The 21,496-nt window shown below is 61.3% G+C and carries 18 protein-coding genes; 13 read left to right on the top strand and 5 right to left on the bottom strand.

What is annotated here, in order from left to right; all coding sequences use genetic code 11:
* The first annotated feature begins 148 nt into the window (after positions 1 to 148).
* The 3 genes from AUL32_RS24025 to AUL32_RS24015 are packed head-to-tail and all read left to right on the top strand — an operon-like array spanning position 149 to position 3,923.
* A complete protein-coding gene (locus tag AUL32_RS24025; protein WP_061979004.1) occupies positions 149 to 658 on the top strand; it encodes a molybdopterin-dependent oxidoreductase in 510 nt (169 codons plus the stop codon).
* The gene (locus tag AUL32_RS24020) at positions 655 to 2,877 is read left to right on the top strand and encodes an ATP-binding protein (RefSeq protein WP_061979005.1); all 2,223 of its coding nucleotides are present in this window, start codon (positions 655 to 657) and stop codon (positions 2,875 to 2,877) included. Before AUL32_RS24025 ends, AUL32_RS24020 begins: the two co-directional genes overlap by 4 nt.
* Positions 2,874 to 3,923 (top strand): HD-GYP domain-containing protein, encoded by a 1,050-nt coding sequence (locus AUL32_RS24015; protein ID WP_082660105.1) that lies wholly within the window; start codon positions 2,874 to 2,876, stop codon positions 3,921 to 3,923. The genes AUL32_RS24020 and AUL32_RS24015 overlap by 4 nt, the downstream gene beginning before the upstream one ends.
* Before the next feature lie 236 nt (positions 3,924 to 4,159).
* Here the strand turns inward: AUL32_RS24015 and AUL32_RS24865 are convergent, their stop codons facing one another.
* Complete coding sequence (locus tag AUL32_RS24865) at positions 4,160 to 5,245, bottom strand: GGDEF domain-containing protein (RefSeq protein WP_082660104.1); 1,086 nt, start codon at positions 5,243 to 5,245, stop codon at positions 4,160 to 4,162.
* A 259-nt stretch (positions 5,246 to 5,504) separates the two neighbouring features.
* Positions 5,505 to 6,545, bottom strand: coding sequence for a phosphatidylglycerol lysyltransferase domain-containing protein (locus AUL32_RS24010; RefSeq protein WP_062121018.1), 1,041 nt, complete (start codon positions 6,543 to 6,545; stop codon positions 5,505 to 5,507).
* Between the two features lie 120 nt (positions 6,546 to 6,665).
* On the opposite strand from AUL32_RS24010, the gene AUL32_RS24005 reads away from it, so the two are divergent.
* The 3 genes from AUL32_RS24005 (at position 6,666) to AUL32_RS23995 (ending at position 10,281) form a co-directional block, all read left to right on the top strand.
* Positions 6,666 to 7,811 carry a flavin-containing monooxygenase gene (locus tag AUL32_RS24005; protein ID WP_062121016.1) on the top strand — a complete coding sequence of 382 codons (1,146 nt, stop codon included), beginning with the start codon at positions 6,666 to 6,668 and terminating at the stop codon, positions 7,809 to 7,811.
* Between the two features lie 395 nt (positions 7,812 to 8,206).
* Positions 8,207 to 9,844, top strand: coding sequence for a putative bifunctional diguanylate cyclase/phosphodiesterase (locus AUL32_RS24000; protein WP_062121013.1), 1,638 nt, complete (start codon positions 8,207 to 8,209; stop codon positions 9,842 to 9,844).
* Entirely contained in the window at positions 9,841 to 10,281 is a 441-nt protein-coding gene (locus tag AUL32_RS23995) for a BLUF domain-containing protein (RefSeq protein ID WP_062121010.1), read from the top strand. Before AUL32_RS24000 ends, AUL32_RS23995 begins: the two co-directional genes overlap by 4 nt.
* Positions 10,282 to 10,415: 134 nt before the next feature.
* On the opposite strand, the gene AUL32_RS23990 is transcribed toward AUL32_RS23995, so the two are convergent.
* The gene (locus AUL32_RS23990; RefSeq protein ID WP_244498042.1) at positions 10,416 to 11,018 is read right to left on the bottom strand and encodes a TetR/AcrR family transcriptional regulator; all 603 of its coding nucleotides are present in this window, start codon (positions 11,016 to 11,018) and stop codon (positions 10,416 to 10,418) included.
* A gap of 108 nt (positions 11,019 to 11,126) precedes the next feature.
* Between AUL32_RS23990 and AUL32_RS23985 the strand changes: the two genes are divergently transcribed.
* Together AUL32_RS23985 and AUL32_RS23980 are read left to right on the top strand one after the other, a co-directional pair.
* Entirely contained in the window at positions 11,127 to 11,873 is a 747-nt protein-coding gene (locus tag AUL32_RS23985) for an SDR family NAD(P)-dependent oxidoreductase (protein WP_062121004.1), read from the top strand.
* Between the two features lie 387 nt (positions 11,874 to 12,260).
* Positions 12,261 to 14,648, top strand: coding sequence for a bifunctional diguanylate cyclase/phosphodiesterase (locus AUL32_RS23980; RefSeq protein ID WP_156421615.1), 2,388 nt, complete (start codon positions 12,261 to 12,263; stop codon positions 14,646 to 14,648).
* Between the two features lie 373 nt (positions 14,649 to 15,021).
* Here AUL32_RS23980 and cysC read toward each other — a convergent pair whose 3' ends face one another.
* Positions 15,022 to 15,738, bottom strand: a complete 717-nt coding sequence (gene cysC, locus AUL32_RS25805) for an adenylyl-sulfate kinase (protein WP_244498041.1) — start codon at positions 15,736 to 15,738, stop codon at positions 15,022 to 15,024.
* A 182-nt stretch (positions 15,739 to 15,920) separates the two neighbouring features.
* Positions 15,921 to 16,790 (bottom strand): hypothetical protein, encoded by an 870-nt coding sequence (locus tag AUL32_RS25800; protein WP_202814456.1) that lies wholly within the window; start codon positions 16,788 to 16,790, stop codon positions 15,921 to 15,923.
* 506 nt (positions 16,791 to 17,296) lie between these two features.
* Between AUL32_RS25800 and AUL32_RS23965 the strand changes: the two genes are divergently transcribed.
* The 5 genes from AUL32_RS23965 to AUL32_RS23945 all read left to right on the top strand — a co-directional run bounded on the left by AUL32_RS23965 (position 17,297) and on the right by AUL32_RS23945 (position 21,345).
* Positions 17,297 to 17,806 carry a pyridoxamine 5'-phosphate oxidase family protein gene (locus tag AUL32_RS23965; protein ID WP_202814455.1) on the top strand — a complete coding sequence of 170 codons (510 nt, stop codon included), beginning with the start codon at positions 17,297 to 17,299 and terminating at the stop codon, positions 17,804 to 17,806.
* A 416-nt stretch (positions 17,807 to 18,222) separates the two neighbouring features.
* Positions 18,223 to 18,678, top strand: a complete 456-nt coding sequence (locus AUL32_RS23960) for a hypothetical protein (protein WP_062120993.1) — start codon at positions 18,223 to 18,225, stop codon at positions 18,676 to 18,678.
* 222 nt (positions 18,679 to 18,900) lie between these two features.
* Entirely contained in the window at positions 18,901 to 19,803 is a 903-nt protein-coding gene (locus AUL32_RS23955) for a helix-turn-helix transcriptional regulator (RefSeq protein WP_061979017.1), read from the top strand.
* A 91-nt stretch (positions 19,804 to 19,894) separates the two neighbouring features.
* Positions 19,895 to 20,584: a YbhB/YbcL family Raf kinase inhibitor-like protein gene (locus tag AUL32_RS23950; protein WP_061979018.1), complete on the top strand. Its 690-nt coding sequence runs from the start codon at positions 19,895 to 19,897 to the stop codon at positions 20,582 to 20,584.
* Positions 20,581 to 21,345 carry a class I SAM-dependent methyltransferase gene (locus tag AUL32_RS23945; protein WP_244493292.1) on the top strand — a complete coding sequence of 255 codons (765 nt, stop codon included), beginning with the start codon at positions 20,581 to 20,583 and terminating at the stop codon, positions 21,343 to 21,345. The genes AUL32_RS23950 and AUL32_RS23945 overlap by 4 nt, the downstream gene beginning before the upstream one ends.
* Positions 21,346 to 21,496 lie beyond the last annotated feature (151 nt).

The following is a 21,496-nucleotide window of genomic DNA, read 5'->3' as shown; positions in this document are numbered from 1 at the left end:
CGACGCTGGAGCGAGATGCTCGTCGTTAAAAGGAATGTGTTCAGCTGACAGGACGTCAATTCCGATCCGCGTTTAACTTCGCAATAAATGGTCGCCTGCTACCGTCCCTTGGGTGCCATCCTCAGGCGTCCTCAGGAAGGATTCATACATGAGAAGCTCATTCTTGGCGTGTATGCTCGCGGCAACCTTCACCCTGATCGGTGCCGCCGCCGCCGCCGACCTTCCCAACCCGAGCGGTCCCGTCGTCCTCACCATAAGTGGCACCATTTCCAACACCAACGGTGACGGGATCGCCCGCTTCGACTTGGCTGCCCTTGAGGCGATAGGTGGACGTTCCGCCACGATGGAAACACCTTGGACGGATGGTCCCACGCAGTTCAGTGGTCCCTTCCTTCGCAACGTCTTAGCCGAAGTCGGCGCTAAGGGCTCAAAGGTGCAGCTTATCGCGCTCAACGACTATGCTGCCGACATACCTGTTGGCGACGCGACCGGTCTCGACACGATTCTGGCGACCCGCATGAACGGAAAACCGCTTTCCGTTCGCGACAAGGGACCGCTGTTCCTTATCTATCCGTTCGACCAGTCGCCTGACCTCTACAACGAGAAGTATTTTTCCCGGTCCGTATGGCAGATCAAAGAGATCAGGGTCGTTGAATGACACCCGCTCTCGCCGGGGGCCGCGCCTCGGTCCGTAGGTCGACCCGAGCAACGTGGCTCTCGCTGGCCTCTTCGGTTTTGTTGCTCGCGCTACTCGTTGCCGCTTATGTGAATCTCGCCAACCGCAGCAGCGGCTTGCAGGACGGAATTCGAGAAGACGCTCTTTGGGCGGTCTACCAGATCGGCCACGAATCGAGCGCACTGTCATCGACCCTTCGCGACACGCTGGCAGATGGTATGATCGACGACGCGGAGGCTAAGGTCCTTGGACTGCGCTACGATATCCTATACTCGCGAATGACCGTCCTCGACGGTTCAAGATACGGTGCCTATTTCTCCGACGAGAACGACATTCGCAGCAAGCGCGTTCATGCGCGCCAGCTTATCGCATCATTGCAACCGACCTTCGATGCACTTGACGCTGGCGCAAGGTATGTGGACGCTCTGCGCGCCGCATTGAGGGACGTCCGCGAACTAGAAGTCACGGCCGAGGATCTGCTGCTTTTAACCAACACGGCAGTTTCTGCAGCCCGCGCAGACGCACGAGCCGAGCTTCTTCGTCTACAGGACGTCGCAGCTTGGATTGTGCTCGCTCTATTCGTCTCGGTCGGGCTGCTCGTCCTAAGCCTCTGTCGACGTCTCCAGGCCACCAGAGCTATCGGTCAGCAGATCCAGGCCGTAGCCGACGAGATGAAGGGAGCCTTCGCCGCCGCGGAGGCCGGGAATCGGGCGAAGTCCGAATTTATGGCGACGATGAGCCATGAGATCCGTACCCCGCTGAACGCCATCCTCGGCATGTCGGAACTCCTCTCAATGTCGAAGCTTTCCGCGGATGATCGCGAAAGCGTTGCCGCGATCGGGTCGTCCGGCACAGCGCTGTTGGAGGTCATTAATGAGATCCTGGACTTCACCAAAATCGAACACGGCAACCTCTTGTCGGAGTGCATTCCTTTCGACCCAGTCGAGTTGGTGCGCGAGGCCAACATCGTGGTCAACGTACGGGCTCTGGAGCGCGGCAACTCCATCCTGTTCGAGGGCACAAGCGTTACCGGCTTCTACGAGGGGGACCCCACCCGCTTACGGCGTGTCCTCATAAATCTTCTCAGCAACGCGACGAAGTTCACCGAAAACGGCTGCATCCGAGTTTCCCTGCGCGAAACAGGCACGCCCGACGCACCCCGTCTGCGCTTCGACGTATCGGACAACGGCATCGGCATCGCTCCCGAAGCGCGCCCTCTCCTGTTCCGGCCTTTCAGCCAGGTCGACGGTTCTATCAGCCGACGCTTTGGCGGAACAGGTCTTGGCCTTGCCATCTGCAAACGCATTGTCGAGGCTGCGGACGGCGAGATCGGCGTCGAAAGCGCGGCCGGTGTTGGAAGTCGCTTTTGGTTTGAGGTGCCAGCGCATCGCACAAAGGAAGCGCCATGCTCTTCATACGTTTCCACCCCATTGGCCCAGAACACGACCGCGCGCCGCAACGTGCTCGTGGTCGAGGACAACGTTTTCAACTGGCGGGTCGCGGCCCGCTTCCTTGAGCGCTTAGGGCACACCGCAACTTTTGCCGAAAACGGCGAGGCTGCGGTGAGGTTGGCGGTTAAAGGCGGGTTCGATCTGGTGCTGATGGACATGCATATGCCCGTCATGGATGGCCTCGAGGCGACACGACGCATTCGCGCCTCCGGCGAGCGCGTGCCCGTCGTTGCTCTGACCGCGAACGCATCCGAAACGGACCGGGAACGCTGCGCGGCAGTTGGAATGAACGGGTTCGAGACCAAGCCCATCCCGATGGATCGCCTGCGCGCGCTTGTGGAACGCTGGTGCGATGCGCAGAACGCAACTCTCAGCACCAACCCCGATCTTGGTTCCAAACCTCTCGCTGTTGTGTCGGGTGTAAGCCCGCTGGATATGGACCATGAGAGAGTGGCCGATCTTGTCGCGGCATTAGGCGAAGACGGTCTGGCCGAGCTGCGCGAGGAGTTCAAAAAGGACGCACGGTCCCTCCTCGCTGAACTTTCGGCCGCCCTCGGGACGGGCGATGCGATGGTCACTGACCGGGTCTTCCATACGATCAAGGGCGCTGCCTCGAACGTGGGCTATAGGGGGATCGCCGAACTCGCGGAAGCGGCACGCCACAAGGAGGACAAAGCCGGGCGGGAACCGTTGGAAACCGAACTAAGACGCCTGTTGGCTGGTGATCCGGAGGGGGAATTGGCGGCATGACCAAGAAAATCGTGGTCCTCCTCATTGAGGACAATCGTACCAATCTTTTGCTCATGCGCAAGCTTGTGGAGCACGCGGGCGCGTTCGAGGTCGTGTGCTTCACCGATCCGCTGGAGGCGGCCGCCAAGCTTGATGCTGTCCCCTTCGACATGGCCATTGTGGACCACCAGATGCCCGGCATGAGCGGCATCGAACTGATTGGGCGCATCCGCACCGAGCCTGGCAATGCCGACAAGCCAGTTGTAATGGTGACAGCGGACCGCGATACCGAACTACGCTTGGCCGCGTTGCGCGCGGGTGCTGTCGATTTCCTAGCCAAGCCGATCGATCCGGTGGAGTTTTCGGCGCGCATCGCCAATCTCGGCCGCCTTTGCGAGGCGCAGCGGCAGCTCGCAAATAGGGCGGAGTGGCTGCGGTCCGAGGTGGAAGCCGCGACGGCGGAGTTGCGACGCCGGGAAGAGGAAATCATTTACCGCCTGACGCTCGCTGCGGGCTATAAGGACGAAGATACCGCCGCCCACACTGTGCGGATGGCGCGAATGTGCGGTGAACTCGCGCGAGAGCTGGGGCTTTCGGCGGAAGCATGTCGCGACATCGAGATGGCTGCTCCTATGCACGACATCGGCAAGGTCGGCATTCGAGACGAGGTACTTCAGAAGCGTGGTCGGCTCGACGATCTCGAGATGAATCATATGCGCGAGCATGCACGGATCGGAAGCGACATTCTTCATGGGTCGGAGTGCGATCTCCTCAGGCTGGCGGCAACGATCGCCATGACACATCACGAGCGATGGGATGGAACCGGATACCCCAACCAGCTTGGCGGAACCGACATTCCCTTGGCGGGCCGTATCGCGGCAGTCGCGGACGTCTTCGACGCGTTAATTAGTGACCGACCCTATAAGCAGGCGTGGACCCGCGAGAAGGCGATCGCCTACATCGCTGAGCAGGCTGGGCGCCAGTTCGACCCAACCTGTGTGGTAGCCTTTCTTGCCATCATAAGTCGGGAAACCAGCACGGAGCGAAAAATCGAGCTCGTAGCCTGAATGAGTATCAGATCATAGTCTGGGCTGCCTCTGCGCAAACCGACATTCGGCAGCCGGCGCTCGGCATCATTCTTTCTGGAAGCGTCAGATCGGATACGTTCTGCCAATTGGTGCGACCGCAGCTGCGACCGCTCCAATTGACCATATCACGTTGCCGACCGCTCAATTCAACAGTCAGGACCCGTGCCCCTTCGCCATGACCAACGAGGTTTTGGAGCAAGCAAGCGATCGCGAGATCAAGCGGCAGACTGCATTCGGGCCTTGCTTGAGTACATACGCTCGTCTGCCCGACGGGCGATGCCGTCGATTGTGTCGTGCGAGCAGATTGCTGTAACGCCGACGCTCGCTCCGATATGAGCCGTACCCTGCGGCACGATGACCGGCTGTCCGAGCGCTTCGCAGATACGATCGGCAACAATGCGAGCACGATTGCGATCGCCGATCAGAAGCACAACGAATTCATCACCGCCAACCCGGGCCACGAATGACTCCTCACCAACGATTAGTTGGATCCGTTTGGCTGCAGCACATAAAACCAAGTCTCCCGCATCATGCCCCAGCGTGTCGTTGACAGACTTGAACCGGTCAAGATCAACTCCCAACCAATGGAGACCATCGAGCCTCTCCTCGAGCGCTTGGCGCATGACAGCCTCAAGTTGACGCCGGTTCCAAAGGCCGGTCAGAGGATCCGTTGTTGCCAAGCGTTCGACGGAACGGTGATCGAGCAGGGCTTCTACCGCTCGTTTATATTGTAAACGGCAGTGTCCTACTACGGAAACTATGCCGACCAGCATTGAGATGGCAACATAAGTGCTAGTCGTGTCAACCAAACTGGTTAGAAAGATTGCAGGTACTGCTAGGGGTATCGCCGTTTGCAGGTAACCAATCTTTGGCTGTAGAGCGACATAGGGGATCGGACCGTAAGCCATGCCAACGGCTGTCGCGAGCGCCCAATTCAGCATCGAAGAATCGCCACCAAGCACGATGAACGAAGTAAACGCTGCGAACGCCAGAGACAGTCCGATGCCTCCAACACCGTACGCAATTTGCCAGCAGATCTGAATTCGGCGCAACTGCGAGCGATCAGCGAACCGAGCGTACGCTTCTGCTACGACTATTCGAATAAGGCAGGCGAGCCAAACAATGATCGCGCTCAGCCAGATCCCAAGAGGAGGCGAATTGTGAATGGCCGCGATCGTAGGCGCTATCGCGATGAGGACCATCCATCGAACGCCTGATCGCGACTCGTACATCCCTGCCGTCAGATCGGCGATCACATCGTCGGGAAGGTCCCGATAGGGTGGTATGTTCATGCGTTTCATACCCGGCCATTCCCTATGGTCGGGGGAAACTACCTAACTGGCGTTAACTAAGTGTTCAAAGCGTGCAGCTGTGCTTGACGCTCCGATTTCGCACGCCAGCTTCTCGACGAACTTCCACCCAACTCGGATGCATATCCGTCGATGGGAACGGGCTGATAGCGGAAGGTCAGCTTTTTGGGTGCAGTCGCGCAAAGCTGCCGCTTTGTTATCGTCGGCAGCCATCGCCATTACGGACATTTTTTTAACATGTTACGCCGCCTCATAGCGTCTTGAGCAACCGCAACAGCGCCAGCATCTCTACGGGACTCCCGCGTTTGAATGCGATGTAGCTCGCTTTTTGATTGCCGTGGAACCGGCGTTTGAAGGCCGCTTGTCCCTGAAGATTGAAGATTTTCTCGTTGATGCGTTTGGATCGAAACGCTTGCTCGAAGGACAGGCGCCATAGCCGGCTTTCTGGAAAGGCGCTCGCTTTGATGCCGGCGAGCGGGGACAGTCCAAATGACAGGTGGAGGCGGCCCTCCTCCCTAAATCGATCGGCTGCGAACTTGGTTAGACCGATCTCCGCATGCGCGGTGGTTCCGACGAGCTTGCGCTTGAAGGCCGCAGTGTACCCGACGACATCCCCATCTTTGAAGATCGGATCGAAGTCGAGAATGGCGGTCGCTTGGCCATCGGGATGAAGGAGCATGAACCGACGCATGGGAGGAGCAAGGAACGGCTCGAACGGTCGGTTCAGGAACCGCATCTCACGCCGGCTGACGATGCGTCCCGTTCGCCAGTTCGAAGAGATGTGCCGTATTTGCTCCGCGTCGACGACCGAGCCGTCGCACTCCAGAATCCGGTAGCCCTTCTTTCGCAGCCACGTCTCGGAATAGCGGATCGTCTCGTATCGCTTGCCGGCGAAGGAATGTGCTTCGAGAGGGAGTTCGCTTTCGATGCCGATCTGATTGATGTGGTAGCCGAGGCCCGCCAGTACGCCTGCGGTCGCATGGCCGATCTGTACGAAGCATGGATGCCGGGTCTGTGCGACGAAACGGCGGATGTAGCCATCTCGCTCCCCCTCGCCCGTAACGGGATCGCCCAGAACGAAGGCGTGGCCCATCTTGGTGGCGAATGCGATGTAACCCTTCTCGTCGCCAAAATAACGAAGTCCGGGCTGGACCGCGGTGGAATAGGCGAGCGAGAAGTCGCCATGGTCCCGGCATAAGCGAAGACGTGTCGCGAGGTCGGGTTCGAAGGGTGGGACGTCCGGCAGCCTGGACTCCAACCACGAATCCAACAGAGACTTGAGGCTTGGCATACGCCGTGGTTCCTGCGTGGGCTTAGCGGTGAATGGCCTGCGTCACGCCGATCGACGGTTCGCTTTTCACGGTGAAGGCGCATAGTCAATCATCGCCCGTCGTCCCCCAAGCGGATCTTCATGAGCCGAGAACCCATCGTCAGAAACGTCGTCATCATCGGAGCGGGGTTGGCCGGGCTGACAGCCGCTCACGCAATGCGCCGGCACGGCATCGAGCCGCTCGTTCTCGAGAAGAAAAGCGACATCGGGGCAACTTGGGAAAGACGCCATCCGCAGCTGACGTTGAACACACACCGCTCGCTCTCGTCGCTGCCGGGACTCAGCTATCCCCCCGGAACCGGAGCCTTTCCCAAACGAAGCGCCGTGATTGCGCATCTCAAGGCGTTTCGGGATCGGCATCGCTTCGAAATCCGCTACGGCGTCGAAGTCCTATCCCTAGCCAAGACGGATGGGCGGTTCGTCATCGCCACGAATGTCGGCCCTCTCCACGCCAAGTCCGTAGTCGTGGCAACAGGACGGGATGCAGTCGCGTCCGTCCCGCAATGGAAGGGCGTCGAGAGCTTCACGGGGAGAATCCTCCACGCAGCCGACTTCGGCGATGCCCGAACTTATGTCGGACGATCCGTCCTTGTGATCGGCGGTGGCAATTCAGGCTTCGACGTTCTCAATCATCTCAGCCGCGTTGCGACCGGGCCTGTCTGGTTGGCGCTTCGGCGCTCGCCCGGGCTTTTGCCCAAACGTCTCGGTGGTTTCGCGGTCCATCGGCTGTCGCCGCTCATGGCTGCCCTTCCCATCCCGCTCGTCGATCGCCTTATCGGGTGGACGCAGAGGATCGCGTTTGGGGATCTCACCCGACACGGCTTTCCACCGGGACGGTTCGACGCTGCGACACGATTGACCGAGAATGACGTCGCGATCGCCGTCGACGACGGTGCGGTGAAGGCGATCAAACGAGGGCAGATCGCCGTGGTCGCGGAGGTCACGGGATTCTCGTCGTCAAGCGTGGTGCTGGCTGACGGCTCGACGGTGGCACCCGAGATCGTAATCGCCGCCGTCGGGTATGCATCGGCACTGCCTCCAATGCTCGACCAACTGGACGCATTCGACGGGCTTGGCCGTCCACACCTGCGACGTTGGCTCGGCGAAACCTCAGTGCCCGGACTTTGGCTGGTCGGAATGCAGCCCAGCCTGACGAGCTACTTCCGACAGGCTCATCGGGAAGCTGAGCAAGCTGCCCGGTCGATCGCCAAGATGCAGGTTGCCTGATTTCATGAGAAAAGTAGCGTGGGCGAGGATGGGCCGAAGGCCGAGAAGCAGCTTCGAAGAGAGTGTGCCGCCGAGCTCACATTCCGTAGACGACACTTCGAAGATGGGTGCATCGTTGCAGCACCGGCACCGCAAGAGCCGCTTGAATTCATAAACCCACGGCTTGCGCAGCAGGCGCAAAGAGGCATGGTCGGGGAAGAGCTCAAGACCTAACGAGACACCGCCAGCGGTGAACCGTCCTACCCTGAAAGCAAGACGGCAGGACTGTCGTAAACGCGCCATCAACTGTGGAGTCAGAAACAGTCATAGGTTGAAACGGTCTGCTTATCGTTTCCTTGCATGATAACTGTTCCTTACGAAGTCCCACCCTTTGTAGTGATGACAAGGAGGACGTCATGAACGTTGCCGCTACGGTGCCACCGGTGTCAGGACCACGCGGGCTCGACATGCCCAGCTTCGAGAGCATCCTTCAAAGTCTTTCCCATCCGGTGTTCGCAACTGGTGCCGATGGTAACCTGACCTATGCCAACGCCTCGGCAGAAGCCTCTTTCGGCGGATGGATGATTGGTCTCAACATCATCGATGTCTTTCCGGATTTCGCGCTCTCGAACATGAGCACGATCGAACCGTCGTCGTTGGTTGTCACAACGAAGAAGGACGTCGCCTACGACGCCCTGCTGACACCGTTGGGAGGCGGCCAGTTCGTGTTCGACCTGAGGCCGTCGACGGGACAAGAACCGCCTGCCATCGCGAGCGACCTCGACGATCTGACCGGGCTTGCGAAGCGCAACATGTTCATGGCGCACCTAGCGGCTGCACTCGTGCAGGGTGCAGGTCCGACAATTGCCGTTCACTGCCTGGATCTCGACCGCTTCAAGATGATCAACGATACGCTCGGACATGCGATCGGAGACCTCCTTTTGAAGAAGGTCGCCGATCGCCTCACCAGCGCGTGTCGAAAGGGTGACATCGTTGCGCGCCTGGGCGGCGACGAGTTCGTCGTTCTTCAGCACGACGTTCGAGAGGCAAAAGAAGCGGAGAAGCTCGCGGCCCGCATCGTCGACCTTATCGGACGAACCTATGTTCTGAGTGGCCATACGATCAATATCGGAGCGAGCGTCGGCGTCGCGCTACAAGGCAGCCTGAGCCAGCCTCGCGACATCTTGCGCAACGGAGATTTGGCCCTGTACGAGGCCAAGCGCGCCGGACGCGGTCGATACCGAATGTTCGAACCCGGCATGGACGACCTTCTTCACAAGCGTCGTGAGATGGAAATCGACCTACGGCGGGCGTTGGCACTCAAGCAGTTCGAGCTGAACTACCAGCCCATCGTCGATCTCAAGAACGACAGCTGCATCGGCTTCGAAGCGCTGCTTCGCTGGAAGCATCCGCTCAAAGGCAACATCCCGCCCCTCGACTTCATCTCACTGGCCGAAGAAAACGGTCTGATCGTCAAGATCGGCGAATGGGTGCTTCGCACAGCCTGCATCGAGGCGGCGTCCTGGCCCAGTGACATGATCGTAGCGGTCAACGTTTCACCCCTGCAGTTCAAGGCAGACGCACTTCTAGAGACTGTCGCCTCCGCCCTGAATAAGGCCGGACTGCCGGCCCATCGACTGGAGATCGAGATTACCGAAGGCGCTCTTCTCGATGACACGGACAACGTCCTGGCGACCCTTCATGCGCTGCGCGATCTTGGCGTAAAAATTTCGATGGACGATTTCGGCACCGGGTATTCGTCACTGAGCTACCTGCAGAAATTCCCGTTCAATAAGATCAAGATCGACCGCTCGTTCGTTGCCAGCGCGAATGCCGACAGCAGAGCGATCCTCCGTGCAGTCGCGGGCCTGGGCGCCAGTCTTGGCATGGCCATCACGGCCGAGGGCGTGGAGACCGCCGAGCAGCTTGCACGCATTCGAAGCAAACGCTGCACCCATGTTCAAGGCTACCTGACAGGCCGTCCCATGGCGGCGGATCTGATCGCGGCCTTTCTGGAAAAGCCCAACGCCGACAGGAATGGAGATCCTCTATGAACCAAGGCTTGCACCGGCTCGTCTACTACAGCCGCAACCACCTATCCGATGACAGCACCAGTTTCACGGCGAATGTCGCGGACATTCTGGCCAAGAGCCGAACCAACAACACCCGTGACCAGATTACCGGAGCACTGCTTTTCAACGCCGGTTGTTTCGCGCAGGTCCTCGAAGGTCCGCTCGAAAACGTCGAGGCCACGTTCGAACGGATTCAGCAGGACGACCGGCATGGCGACGTTTCGCTGCTTGCGCTCGACCCGATTGAGAGCCGCAGCTTCCCGAACTGGGCTATGGGTTTCGTCGGCACGTCCGCCACGGACGCCGCTCGGTTCGCTGGCATCGGTGCATCCAGCGGCTTCGATCCGTCGTATCTCAGCGGCGATCAAATCCATACGCTGCTGCGTGACTTGACGATCGAAGAAGAGGCGGCTGTGTGAAAACCTTCACAAGAGATATCCGTTTCCGTTGGACCATTTTGAAAAAGCGCATTTCAGGAACGATTTTTGGGAACGGGGAAGCCGCCTTCGGCCTGTCGTTGGAGCGCAGCACGAGCTTTCCTACTTCACGTTCCTTATCGGGAAGCCCTGTAGCGAAGCCCGTCCACCAGCAGCGATACCAGCAAGCGCGCTTGCGCCGGATCCTGGTTGCTTCCCACGCGACAAAGATGAGCCACGGCGCGCAGCAGGTCATGCGGGCGGGCATCCGCCCGCACTTCGCCGGAAGCCACAGCCGCGTCGAGCAGCCCTTGCAGGGCGGGTTCGAGATGCCGGTCGAAATAGGCAGGTAACGCCTCGTAGGCTGAACCACCGGAGTAGAGCGACGACGCCAGGCCCCGCTTGGCGACGATGAAATCGACGTAGCACTGCATCCAACGGTCCAGCGCTTCCCCGGGTTCGAACCGTTCGAGCAGAGTTGGGGCCTCGGCAGCACAGGCGTCCACCTCGTGGCGAAAGACGGCGGCGATCAGATCGGCACGCTGGGGGAAGTGACGGTAGATCGTCCCTACGCCGACACCAGCCTTCTCCGCAATGTCCCGCATCGGCGCATCGATTCCCGACGTGGCGAAGACTTCCCGCGCCGCCTGCACGACGGTGCCGATGTTGCGGCGGGCATCGGCGCGGACGCGACGACCGCCCGTTTCTCCCTCTGCTGCCTGATCTTCGCTTCGCGCCACAATCACCACCCTTGCTAACCGGAACACCGTTCCGTATAAGCAAGCGGACGGGCGTTCCGTTTCTATCGAATGCCTGCCCATCTGACTAGGGATGCAAGGATCGACAGCATGACAGAAGATCGCGTTGCGCTCGTGACCGGGGCCAATCAGGGGATCGGCCTCCAGATCGCCAAGGAACTGGCCGTTAAGGGATTGACCGTCCTCGTCGGCGCACGCGACTTGGCGAAGGGCGAAGCCGCCGCCCGGGACGTCGGCGGCCGTGCCCGCGCCGTGCAGATCGACGTGACAGATCAGGTATCGATCGACGCGGCAGCCGCGCGCATCCGAAGCGAGTTCGGCCGCCTGGACGTGTTGATGAACAACGCCGGCATTTCGCGCTCCAAGCCGAACCAGTCGTTCGGTGAGGCGGTCAAGACCAACCTGCTGGTCGATACACCCATCGATGATGTGCGGGTGGTGTTCGAAACCAACGTCTTCGGCGTCATCGCGGTGACCCAGGCGATGTTGCCGCTGCTGCGCGAAGCACCCGCCGGTCGGATCGTCATCACCGGCAGCTCGGGAGCATCGCTGACGCTGAACTCCGACCCATCGAACGCCCATCGGCGGATGTTCGGCAACTATTCCGTATCGAAGACCGCAGCCCACGCGGTCATGCTCGCCTTCGCGCTTGCACTCGAAGACACCAACATCAAGGTCAACGCCGCCTGTCCGGGGTTCACGTCCACCGGGCTCAACAACTTCAACGGCACCCGTAGCGTCGAGGAAGGCGCGCGTGAGCCGGTTCGCCTTGCGTTGCTCGGCGAGGATGGCCCGACCGGTACCTTCTCCGACGAGAACGGCCTCGTCCCCTGGTGATCGGCATCCGCCTCTACGCCCCCCTTCCTTCTTGTCACGGCGGCTTTGGACACGGATCTCACCGTCTTACTGGACGATGGGGTGTCGAACGAAATCCTGTCGGACCGTCACGCCTTTTGTCCGCCCGCTGGCACGAACCACCGGTTGCCGTTCTGGACACCCATCTGCAAGCCTTGGAGCTTTTGCGCGACCCCTCCCACGTTCGCGATTATCGATCATACGAATCGGTGGCGAGGCTGGAGGGATCCGTCTTTCGGATCGACGATGTGCAGGTCTGGCGGCTGCGCATAGAGTTCGTTTCGACTAACATCCGCACACAATCCTAAAGAACGACCGGCTGAGTCCTTAACTTCGGTCCTCTAACGTTCTGCGCTGGAGGTATTCCGCGTGGATCTAGTCCTCACCTGCCTTGGCATCCTGAACGATCCGGCTCTACTGACGCTGGCAGCGGTGGTTTGCGTGATCGGTGTGCACGGATCGTTCTCGGTTGCGCGTCAGGCGGGACGTTGCGAGGGCGCCGCACGCCGCAAATGGGCTGTTCTGTCATTGGTGGCTGCCGGCTGCACGGCTTGGGCGACCCACATGGTGGCGTTGCTCGCTTTTCAGCCCGGAATGCAGTCTGGCTTCGAGCCTGTCACCACGGCGCTCTCGCTCGTGCTGGCCATTTTGGGCATCGGGGCCGGACTGATGTTGGCGCTCGGACGGCGTGAGCGATGGCGACGCTGTGGTGGCGGCGTCGTGATCGGCCTCGGCGTTACGGTTCTCCACTATGTCGGTCAAGCGGCCTACGTCGTGCGTGGCCATGTCCAGTGGGACCACGAACTCGTTGCGACAACCATCTTGGTCAGCCTGCCGCTGTTTGGGTTGGCGACGCTTGCGTCCGTCGAGCGAAAGCGTGTGGTCAACTTGATGAGTGCACCCTTGCTGGTGTCGGCTATCGCCATCCTGCATCTTGGCGGCATGGCCGCAATGCGCTTGACGTTCGACCCAGGCGTTCCTCTACCCGCTTGGACGGTTGCACCGGAGCATCTCGCCCCGGTTGTCGCGATCGTTTCGTTTGGTCTCCTGTCCGTTTCCGTTATTGGCGTTCGCCTAACCCTCAACGCCAAAATCAAGCTGCGTACCGAGCGCGTCCGGCTGGGAGAACTGGCCAACCTTGCACTGGAGGGCTTGGCGATCTGCGAGGACGAGCGGATCATCACCGCCAACGATAGCCTTGCCAAGCTGTCAGGTTTCCGGCGGGACGATCTGTCGGGCATGGCGCTCAGCACGCTCGTGCCCAAATTCGATTGCCTGAGCCTGCCTGAGCGTGAGGAAGTGGATGCCGATCTCGTCTCGGTGTTCGGCGATCTCGTACCCGTTCGCGTGCTGCGCAGCGACGTGCGGCTGGCGGGACGGCTGCAAACCGTCATCGCCTTTCGCGATCAGAGCGAGCGTCTGCGCAGCGAGGCCCGTATTCGAACGCTCGCTTTCGCCGATGCGTTGACTGGCCTTGCCAACCGTCCCCGCTTTCACGACACCCTCGCCGAACTAGTTGAGCAGAACAAAGCGAGCGGCTTGCCCTTCTCGCTCGTTGTCTTCGATCTGGATGGCTTCAAAAGCGTCAATGACGCGTACGGGCATTCGGGCGGCGATGAGGTTCTGCGCGTGGTCGCCGAGCGCGTGCGGACCCTCATCGATCCGAGCCATCTTATCGCCCGCTTGGGCGGCGACGAGTTCGCCGTCCTTCTTCATGGTAGCGCGGACCCTCTGGAGGGTACATCGATCGGGCAAAGGATCATTCAGGCGGTCGAGACGCCCATCACGATCGAGCACCAGATCGCGCATATCTCGGCCAGCGTCGGCGTAATGCCCTCGCAGATCGAGCACGTCAGCATAGCCGATCTCATGTCTGGTGCAGACCTTGCCCTCTATGACGCAAAGGCGAATGGGCGCGCGCGCGTCAGACTCTTTACGCCCGAACTACGGCGCGCTTCAAACGCGCGGCGAAGTGTTGCCGAAGACCTCCAGGAAGCTTGGGACAAGAGGCACTTCGAACTTTACTATCAGCCGCAGGTCGATCTGACCGACGGCCGTCTTGTCGGCGCAGAGGCGCTGATCCGGTGGAATTATCCCTATATGGGTGTGCTGTCTCCAGCTGCTTTCCTGTCGGTCCTGGAGGCGGGGCATCTGGCGTTACCGGTGGGCAACTGGATCCTACGCACAGCCTGCCGGGACGCCATGAAGATACGGGATGCAGGTCGGGATGATTTTCGCATTGGTGTGAACCTGTTTGCTGCGCAGTTGCGGGCACCCGGCTTCGTCGAGGAGGTCGAGGACGCTTTGCAAACGACGGGGCTGCCGGCGAGCGCATTGGAGTTGGAAATCACCGAGAACATCGTCTTGCGCAACGAGCGAGTGATCGAAAGCAACCTCGCCCGGTTGCGTGCGATGAGTGTGGGCATCGCCTTCGACGATTTTGGAACAGGCTTTGCGTCGCTGACGATGTTGAAGCAGCTTCCCATAACCCGGCTGAAAATCGATCGATCGTTCATCCGGGACATCGAGACGGACGAGAAGGATCAAGGCATCGTTGATGCCATCGTCCGCATGGCCCAAGGGTGTCGACTGGATGTCATTGCCGAGGGTATCGAGACCCGGGGCCAAGCGGATTACCTGCAGGGACGCGTTGCCGAAGCGCAGGGTTATCTCTTCGGCAAACCCATGGGGTTCGAGGCGTTCGAGGTGTTGTATCGGATGCAAGCACAGCGCTGCGAGGCGCGACTTACCGCGTGATGTCTTGAGACACGGCAGGGGGAGCGGTTGGATCTGCCTTCGTCGTCAGAGGCCGTCGGGACGCGAGCTCGGCGAAGGAGGTATGGCACAACGCTCAGTGAGACAGGGCTGGAAGAACCAAGGAATGGCAGAGCGCGATCAAGCGAAAAAAGCTGTTTTGGATCCAGTCTACGAACTCCCATACGCGCCCGTAGCCTGATGGCTGCATCCGGAGGCCCGACAGATGGCAGCATCCGACATCGTGCCACCCGACAAAAACCACTTGCATCCCGGGGGCATTCACAGCTGCTATTCAGCTTTCGACTGATGGCAGAAGCTAGAGTGGTTTTCGAACCGATTGGAACCATTGTCATCGCTCTGGCGGGCGACCGCTCTAGGGCGCGCGTCCTGACGGCGCCTGGGTCGCCGCGTCGGAGGCTGGGAGCGCCAAGCGGCCGTCTAGCAGCGTCTGAAGGAGGAGGCGAGCGGAGGATGGTGCGTCCAGCCGGTCCGAAGGGATGTGCAGGTCCGGCGCGAGCGGGCGCTCGTAATCAGACCCGATCCCGGTGAACAGTCGCAGGGCGCCGGACCGCGCGCGGGCGTAGAGGCCTTTGGGATCGCGACGGGCGCAGGTTTCGATCGACGCATCGACGAAGACCTCAAGAAACCGGACAGCGCCGACGATGCGCCTGGCCTCGTCCCGGTCGCGACGATAGGGCGAGATCAGCGACACGATGACGATCAGACCTGCATCCGCCATCATGTCAGCGACATGGGCGACGCGGCGGACATTCTCGCTTCGATCGCCGTCGGTGAAACCGAGATCGCCGTTCAGGCCGCGGCGCAGGTTGTCGCCGTCCAGCACGACAGTGCTAAAGCCCAGGTCATGAAGCCGCAGGTCAACCTGATCGGCGATCGTGCTCTTTCCGGCGCCCGACAGGCCGGTCAGCCAGACCACGACGGGACGCTGCCCCAGAAGCGCTGCTCGACGCTGCGCCCCGACCTGGAGCGTCTGCTGCGGCGTTGCGTCGAATGCTATTTCGGAATCGCACGCGCTCATGCTCGACATCTCCTGGAGCCTGTTCTGGAGCATAGACACGCCTTCCTCCACCCGTACCGATCTGCCGGGTAGGGACCGAATGGAGGCGGGAGCGGTGCTGCCGGCAAAACCGGCGACGCCCGCCGTCCGTTCGGAGCGGACGACCCGAAGGGATGAGTAAGCGACGTCATCCACAGCGTCAGCAAGATTTGCGCTGATCCGACACAAGACCTGTTCATGTTCCGGAACAACCTCTAGACCGGGCGCGCGATGTCGTAGCCGAACAGGTGTTCGACGTCGGGATCGAGCTGTGAGCGCACGAAATCGACGTCTTCGGGCGTCAGCGGGTCGTACCGCCGAGGCTGGAACGGGGTAAGCCCGTTGCCCTTGTAGGATTGGAGCGCGGTGAGGTCCGCCGGATGTGCGCGGCCGAGCGCTTGCGCGAGCGCGTCGAGCACCACGTGCGGCGTGGATGCGAGGACGGCCTGGTCGAGCAGCGCCAAATGGTTGCATCGTGTCGTCAGTTCGCTCCACGACCGCAGCTTCGCCGCCCTCTTGCGCAGCGCGTTCGCGAACCGGAGCCGTGTCGCGGGATCGCGCTCGTGCAGCATCTCGCGGCCGAACAGGGGATGGCGCGGTTCGATCCCGCCGAACTCAGCGTCCCAGTAACTGTGCCATTCCGCTCGCAGGAACTGGGAGAAGGCCAGCGTCTTCAGATCGGGATGAGCGTGCCAGGGCTGGCGATGCAGGCTGCGGATCCAGTCGAACGGATCGCGCGCCACGACCATGATGAGAACGTTGGCTGGAAACAGGATCTGTTCGGGGACGAACCAGTGCTTGAACCCGTAAAAATCGGTGATCGCCTCGGCCCCAAAATTGGCGGAGACGAGCTTGCGAAGGACGTTGGTTCCGCTGCATCGCTGGCCAAAGATCTGCACTTGGTCCACCGGTCCGGGCGCGGTGTGCCAGAGGCGAAAGCCAGGGGTTGGCTGGACCCAACCGGCGTGCTCGAATCCCTCCAGGCTTGGTTGCAGACTTGTTGATGGCATAAGGTCCTCGAGTTCCCTTTCCGAGCCTGTGTAAAGAGAGGGTCCCGCGAGCCGCAAGCTGACCTTAAGCCGCAAGGCCGAAGCGCGTCGCTCGGCGGCAGCGGCCGGACGGATGGTCGGGCGGCCCCTGTCGGCTTGCGGGCGGATGGGTTTAGGCGACGCCGACGGGGAGAGCGGGGTGCCAACACCTCTGGCCCCCCGCCGTGCTAGAGCGATTTCCGCTTGGATGGGATCATGAGCACGGAATGGAAGTGAGTTCGCAGCCAAGCGAGAGGAGGAAGCGATGCCGTGGCATCCTGACCAACGAACAACGCCGCTGCGCGTCGATAGTGGACCGGCAGCTTCCGAGCCGATCGCGATGAAAGCGGCTATTCCGCTATCGACTCATTTGAGACGCTAAGACGGGCCAGACAGCGACGCAAAGTCTCGGTTGCTATGCCCAAAGGCTTCGGGAACCAAACCAAACGGGATCTGTATTTGTGTCAGCGGATCGTGAACGTTCAGGCCATTGTGACCTCTAAGACCGGAGCGCTTTCGATTTAGGCCAACCCAACCCAGCCCAACGTTCACGGAGACGTTCAGTGACCGAAGCCCTCTCGCCGCCCGATCAGAACCACGCCGAAGCGGTAACGAAAGTCGGCAAGATGATTGCCGCCAACAAGATTTGCATGCTCACCACGAGGGGTGAGGACGGCGAGATGCTGTCGCGTCCCATGGCGGTGGTGGAACGCGAGTTCGATGGGACACTCTGGTTCGTGTCGCACGATAACACGCGCAAGGCCCGGCAGATCGGTCGCGAGTCGCGCGTCAACGTTACGTACGCCTCCGGAAGCGAGTGGGTTTCCGTTAATGGCCGGGCGGAGATCGTGCGCGACGTCGCAAAACTGAAGGAGATGTGGGACGCCGGGGTTGAGGCGTGGTTCCCGGAAGGACCGGAGGATCCGAACACCGTCCTGGTCAAGGTCAGTGCCGAGGGAGCCGAGTACTGGGACGCGCCTGGCGGATCGCTGGTTTCGTCCGCCCTTTCGTTCGTGAAAGCCGCGGCAACCGGAGAGCCATATAAGGTCGAGAACGAACGCATCGGGATGTGAGCCTAATTTGACATAGGAACCCCGTACCGCGCTTGGCCAACTGGGCTCCATGCGGTGCGGGGCGCATGTTCAGCGGAGCCACCCCAGCGGAAGTGTCATTCGGAGCGATGAAGCTGGGCTTCCGATCGAACCGATGCCAGATCTGCTTGCGGTCCAATCGGATCGTAGCCGGGCAAACTGCATCCTGTTCTCAAAGACGGCTGTCCGCGCATGCCCCTGACGAACGAGACGTACTCTTTGGACAGACCTTCACGGCTTATCACGAGACGCTGGCAGAAACGTTCGCGGAACGCTGCGGTCAGCGGAAGTTCGAGTGATGCAATCCCCAAAAGTAATGGGCTGCGCCGTCCCTCCAGCCCTGTGCCAGCTTAAGGTCCGACAACTGTGCTCAAGCAATTTCCAGGAAAGGTGAAGCCATGTTCCCGACCGTTCTCGAAGCCAGTCCTATTACGGACGCCGAGAAGGAAGCCCTGGCGCTCTCGATGATCGAGGTCTCGAAGCTGACCCGTGACCTGCTCATGATGCATCTGGCGACCATCGCCCTCTCGCCGGGTGAAGACGATTACATGCTCGCGCTCAACCCCCGCGCCCCCACCGATCTCACGGAGGCCGCCGATGAACTTGGTGTGCGTCGGCTCATCGCTGCGAAGGCCTATGAACGGCTGTTGGTCCGGAACTTGGTCGAGATCGATGGCAACACGGTCACCCTTACGAAGTCCGGCAACGAAATCCGCTCGCAGATCTCGACCGTCTACCGCATGGTCGGCGAGGACATTGCAGACCGGCTAAGCGCCAACAGGATTGAAGTCGTGAAGGGTGTTCTGGCCGAAGCCAAACGGAACATGAAGCGGGCGTTCAAGCGGAAAGGTTAAGCCCACGATCCAGGCAGGAAGCGCGCGAGCCGGAAGACATCCCGAATGTTCCAAAGGGCCGAAAGCTTCCTGTCCGCTTTTTGCAAAACGGACGTGAAAGCTGCCGTTCTGCATTTGCCCCCTCTCAGACGTTCGATCCCGTGATCACTACGTCCCAACAGCGGACATGCGCACTCGCTTGGCGTAGGGTGCTTCCAGCTAACAGGCTGGGTCGTCGAGTTCATGAACGTTCAAAAGGGCTCCCAAGGCGAACCATGGAAGCGGCTCCTGCCTCTCGCGCGCCGCGATACGCGCTCACTCGGGCGTGAGAACGATGTTCCCTCGGTCTACGCCTTCGTCGCCCGCCACCGTGAACACTTCAAGGCGATGACACTTCCCAGCGACGGGCTCGTCCTGCTGCTCGAAGGCACGAAGGAGGTCCGGTTCGGCATCGACCAGACGACCTATCATCCTGGGGAGGCCTTCGTCGCGAGCGCGGGCGTCACGATGGACGTCACCAATCTGCCCGACCCCGCGTCCGGCCAATACCGCGCCCTCTTCGTCCGCCTGCCGCGCCCCTTGATCGTCGAGGCCGCCCGGCGCTGGCCCCAGTTCGTTGGCCGATCGACGTTCGAGCCAAGGTTCCTCCCAATGGATTCGACGCTTGTTGATGTGCTGCTCCACGCGTTCGGAGCGGACGATCGAGCGATCCGCCATCCTATCTCGCCGCAACTTGCACAGCATCGCTTTCTCGAACTGGTTCTCGTGCTGGCCGAACGGGGCGCGCTGTCGCTGACCCCCAAATACGCCGGGCAGTCGACCGTCGATGCCCTCCGTCAAATCGTGCGGCATCGCCTGCACCATCCCTGGACCGTAGCCGAGGTCGCCCAACACCTCGACTGCTCGGCGGCAACCCTGCGGCGCCGGTTGGTGGCCGAAGGCCAGAGCTTCGCAAAACTCCTCCTGTCCGAGCGCTTGGCTGCGGCCCGCATCCTGCTATCCGAGCGCGGTGCCGACGTCGCCGACACGCTGGCGGCCACCGGCTTCGCGTCGCGCTCGCACTTTGCCGCGCACTACCGTCGCCTGTACGGCGAAGGGCCCTCGAGCGCCCGCCATCGCCAGAGGGAACCATCGAAATCGTTTTGATCGTTTCCGGCGCATTCCTGATCGTTTCCGGCCGCCTCGCATGCCCTGCGGCAGGTAGCTTTTCGGTGTCCAATCCACCCGGAGCCAGCCCATGCGCGCCTCGACCTTTGCGTCCGTCCTCGCCTTCGCCGCCCCCTTCTTTCTAGTCACGGCGGCGTCGGCCACGGATCTCACCGTTTCACTGGGCAATGGGGTGTCGAACGGGATCATGCCGGACCGTCACGCCTTCTGTCCGTCCGCCGGCACGAACCCAGCCGACATCAGCCCTGCCGTCGCGTGGTCCGCAGGACCGAAAGGGACGCAGTCCTATGCCCTGCGCATGCAGGACCCGGACGTGCCTGCGGCGCTCGACCAGATCGAGCAGCCCGGCGTCGTCATCGCGAAAGATGCGCCGCGCATCAGCGTTGACCATTGGGTCTTGGCGGACATCCCGGCCGACAGGCGCTCGCTCCGAGAAGGCGAGGACAGCGACGGCTTCACCAAAGGCGGCAAACCGACCGGTCCGACAAGCTACGGCGTGCGTGGGTCGAATGTCTACGCCAGCTTCCTAGCCTCCAAACCCGACATGGCGGGTCCCTATGGCGGCTACGACGGTCCCTGCCCACCGCGCAACGACAAGCGACCGCATCGCTACGTCGTCGAGGTTTTCGCGCTCGACATCGAGCGTCTCGCGCTGCCCGATGGGTTCACGGGCGACCTCATGGCGAACGCCATGGAGGGGCACATTCTCGCACGAGGCGCTGCATCCGCCACCTACAGCCGATGGGAGGACACGAAGTGAGCCCTAGCCAGCACGACCTTGCCGCCAACCAGTTCAGCCCGCAAGCCGACGCCTATGTCGCCAGCCCCGTACATGCTGGCGGCGCCGACCTCGATCGGATGCGTGCCCTGGCCGCCGCGCGCCGTCCGGCTCGGGCGCTGGATCTGGGAACGGGCGGGGGGCATGTCGCCTATGCCCTGGCGCCCCATGCCAGAACGGTGGTCGCCTGCGACCTGTCCCCCGACATGGTCGCGGCCGTGGAGCGGGAGGCGGCGCGCCGGACCTTTGCGAACGTGACGGGAAGGGTCGCACCCGCCGAACAGTTGCCCTTTGCCGACGGTGAGTTCGACCTCGTCGCCAGCCGCTTCTCCGCTCATCACTGGGCCGACATGGCCTGCGGCCTGCGGGAAACACGGCGCGTGCTGAAGGTCGGTGGAACGGCGGTGTTCGTTGACGTTATCGCACCACCGGTTGCCGCTTTGGACACCCATCTGCAAGCCGTGGAGCTTCTGCGCGACCCCTCCCACGTTCGCGATTATCGACCATCCGAATGGGTGGCGACGCTGGAGGGAGCCGGCTTCAGGATCGACGAGATACAGGTCTGGCGGCTGCGCATGGAATTCGCTTCGTGGACGGCGCGCATCGCCACGTTGCCCGCCTCCGCCGCAGCGATCCGATCGCTGCAAACCAGCGCCGCAGCGACGACGACGGCCTACTTTGCGATCGAGCCGGATGGGTCCTTCGAATTGGATGTGGCCTGGTTCGGAGCAACCGCTTTCTAGGCCGCCTGATAGTCCGCTTCCCACCTGTTTCGACTTGAAACGGACTATCGGCTTTTCATCCTTCTTCGCCATCTGTCGACCCGGGTGAATCGGGCCGAAAGCAGACCGGCAGCTTTCAGTGTGATCGAGCGGAAAGCCGCCGTTCCGCTGT

Source organism: Aureimonas sp. AU40, from assembly GCF_001463785.1.
Lineage (GTDB): Bacteria > Pseudomonadota > Alphaproteobacteria > Rhizobiales > Rhizobiaceae > Aureimonas.
This window is presented reverse-complemented; position numbering and strand designations above follow the sequence as displayed.

Excerpts from the sequence above, each read along its gene's own strand:
- AUL32_RS24015 (WP_082660105.1), top strand. The coding sequence starts at position 2,874 with ATGACCAAGAAAATCGTGGTCCTCCTCATTGAGGACAATCGTACCAAT.
- AUL32_RS23960 (WP_062120993.1), top strand. The coding sequence starts at position 18,223 with ATGTTCCCGACCGTTCTCGAAGCCAGTCCTATTACGGACGCCGAGAAG.
- AUL32_RS24020 (WP_061979005.1), top strand. The coding sequence starts at position 655 with ATGACACCCGCTCTCGCCGGGGGCCGCGCCTCGGTCCGTAGGTCGACC.
- AUL32_RS23950 (WP_061979018.1), top strand. The coding sequence starts at position 19,895 with ATGCGCGCCTCGACCTTTGCGTCCGTCCTCGCCTTCGCCGCCCCCTTC.
- AUL32_RS24000 (WP_062121013.1), top strand. The coding sequence starts at position 8,207 with ATGAACGTTGCCGCTACGGTGCCACCGGTGTCAGGACCACGCGGGCTC.
- AUL32_RS24025 (WP_061979004.1), top strand. The coding sequence starts at position 149 with ATGAGAAGCTCATTCTTGGCGTGTATGCTCGCGGCAACCTTCACCCTG.
- AUL32_RS23995 (WP_062121010.1), top strand. The coding sequence starts at position 9,841 with ATGAACCAAGGCTTGCACCGGCTCGTCTACTACAGCCGCAACCACCTA.
- AUL32_RS23955 (WP_061979017.1), top strand. The coding sequence starts at position 18,901 with ATGAACGTTCAAAAGGGCTCCCAAGGCGAACCATGGAAGCGGCTCCTG.
- AUL32_RS24010 (WP_062121018.1), bottom strand. The coding sequence starts at position 6,545 with ATGCCAAGCCTCAAGTCTCTGTTGGATTCGTGGTTGGAGTCCAGGCTG.
- AUL32_RS24005 (WP_062121016.1), top strand. The coding sequence starts at position 6,666 with ATGAGCCGAGAACCCATCGTCAGAAACGTCGTCATCATCGGAGCGGGG.
- AUL32_RS23985 (WP_062121004.1), top strand. The coding sequence starts at position 11,127 with ATGACAGAAGATCGCGTTGCGCTCGTGACCGGGGCCAATCAGGGGATC.
- AUL32_RS24865 (WP_082660104.1), bottom strand. The coding sequence starts at position 5,245 with ATGAAACGCATGAACATACCACCCTATCGGGACCTTCCCGACGATGTG.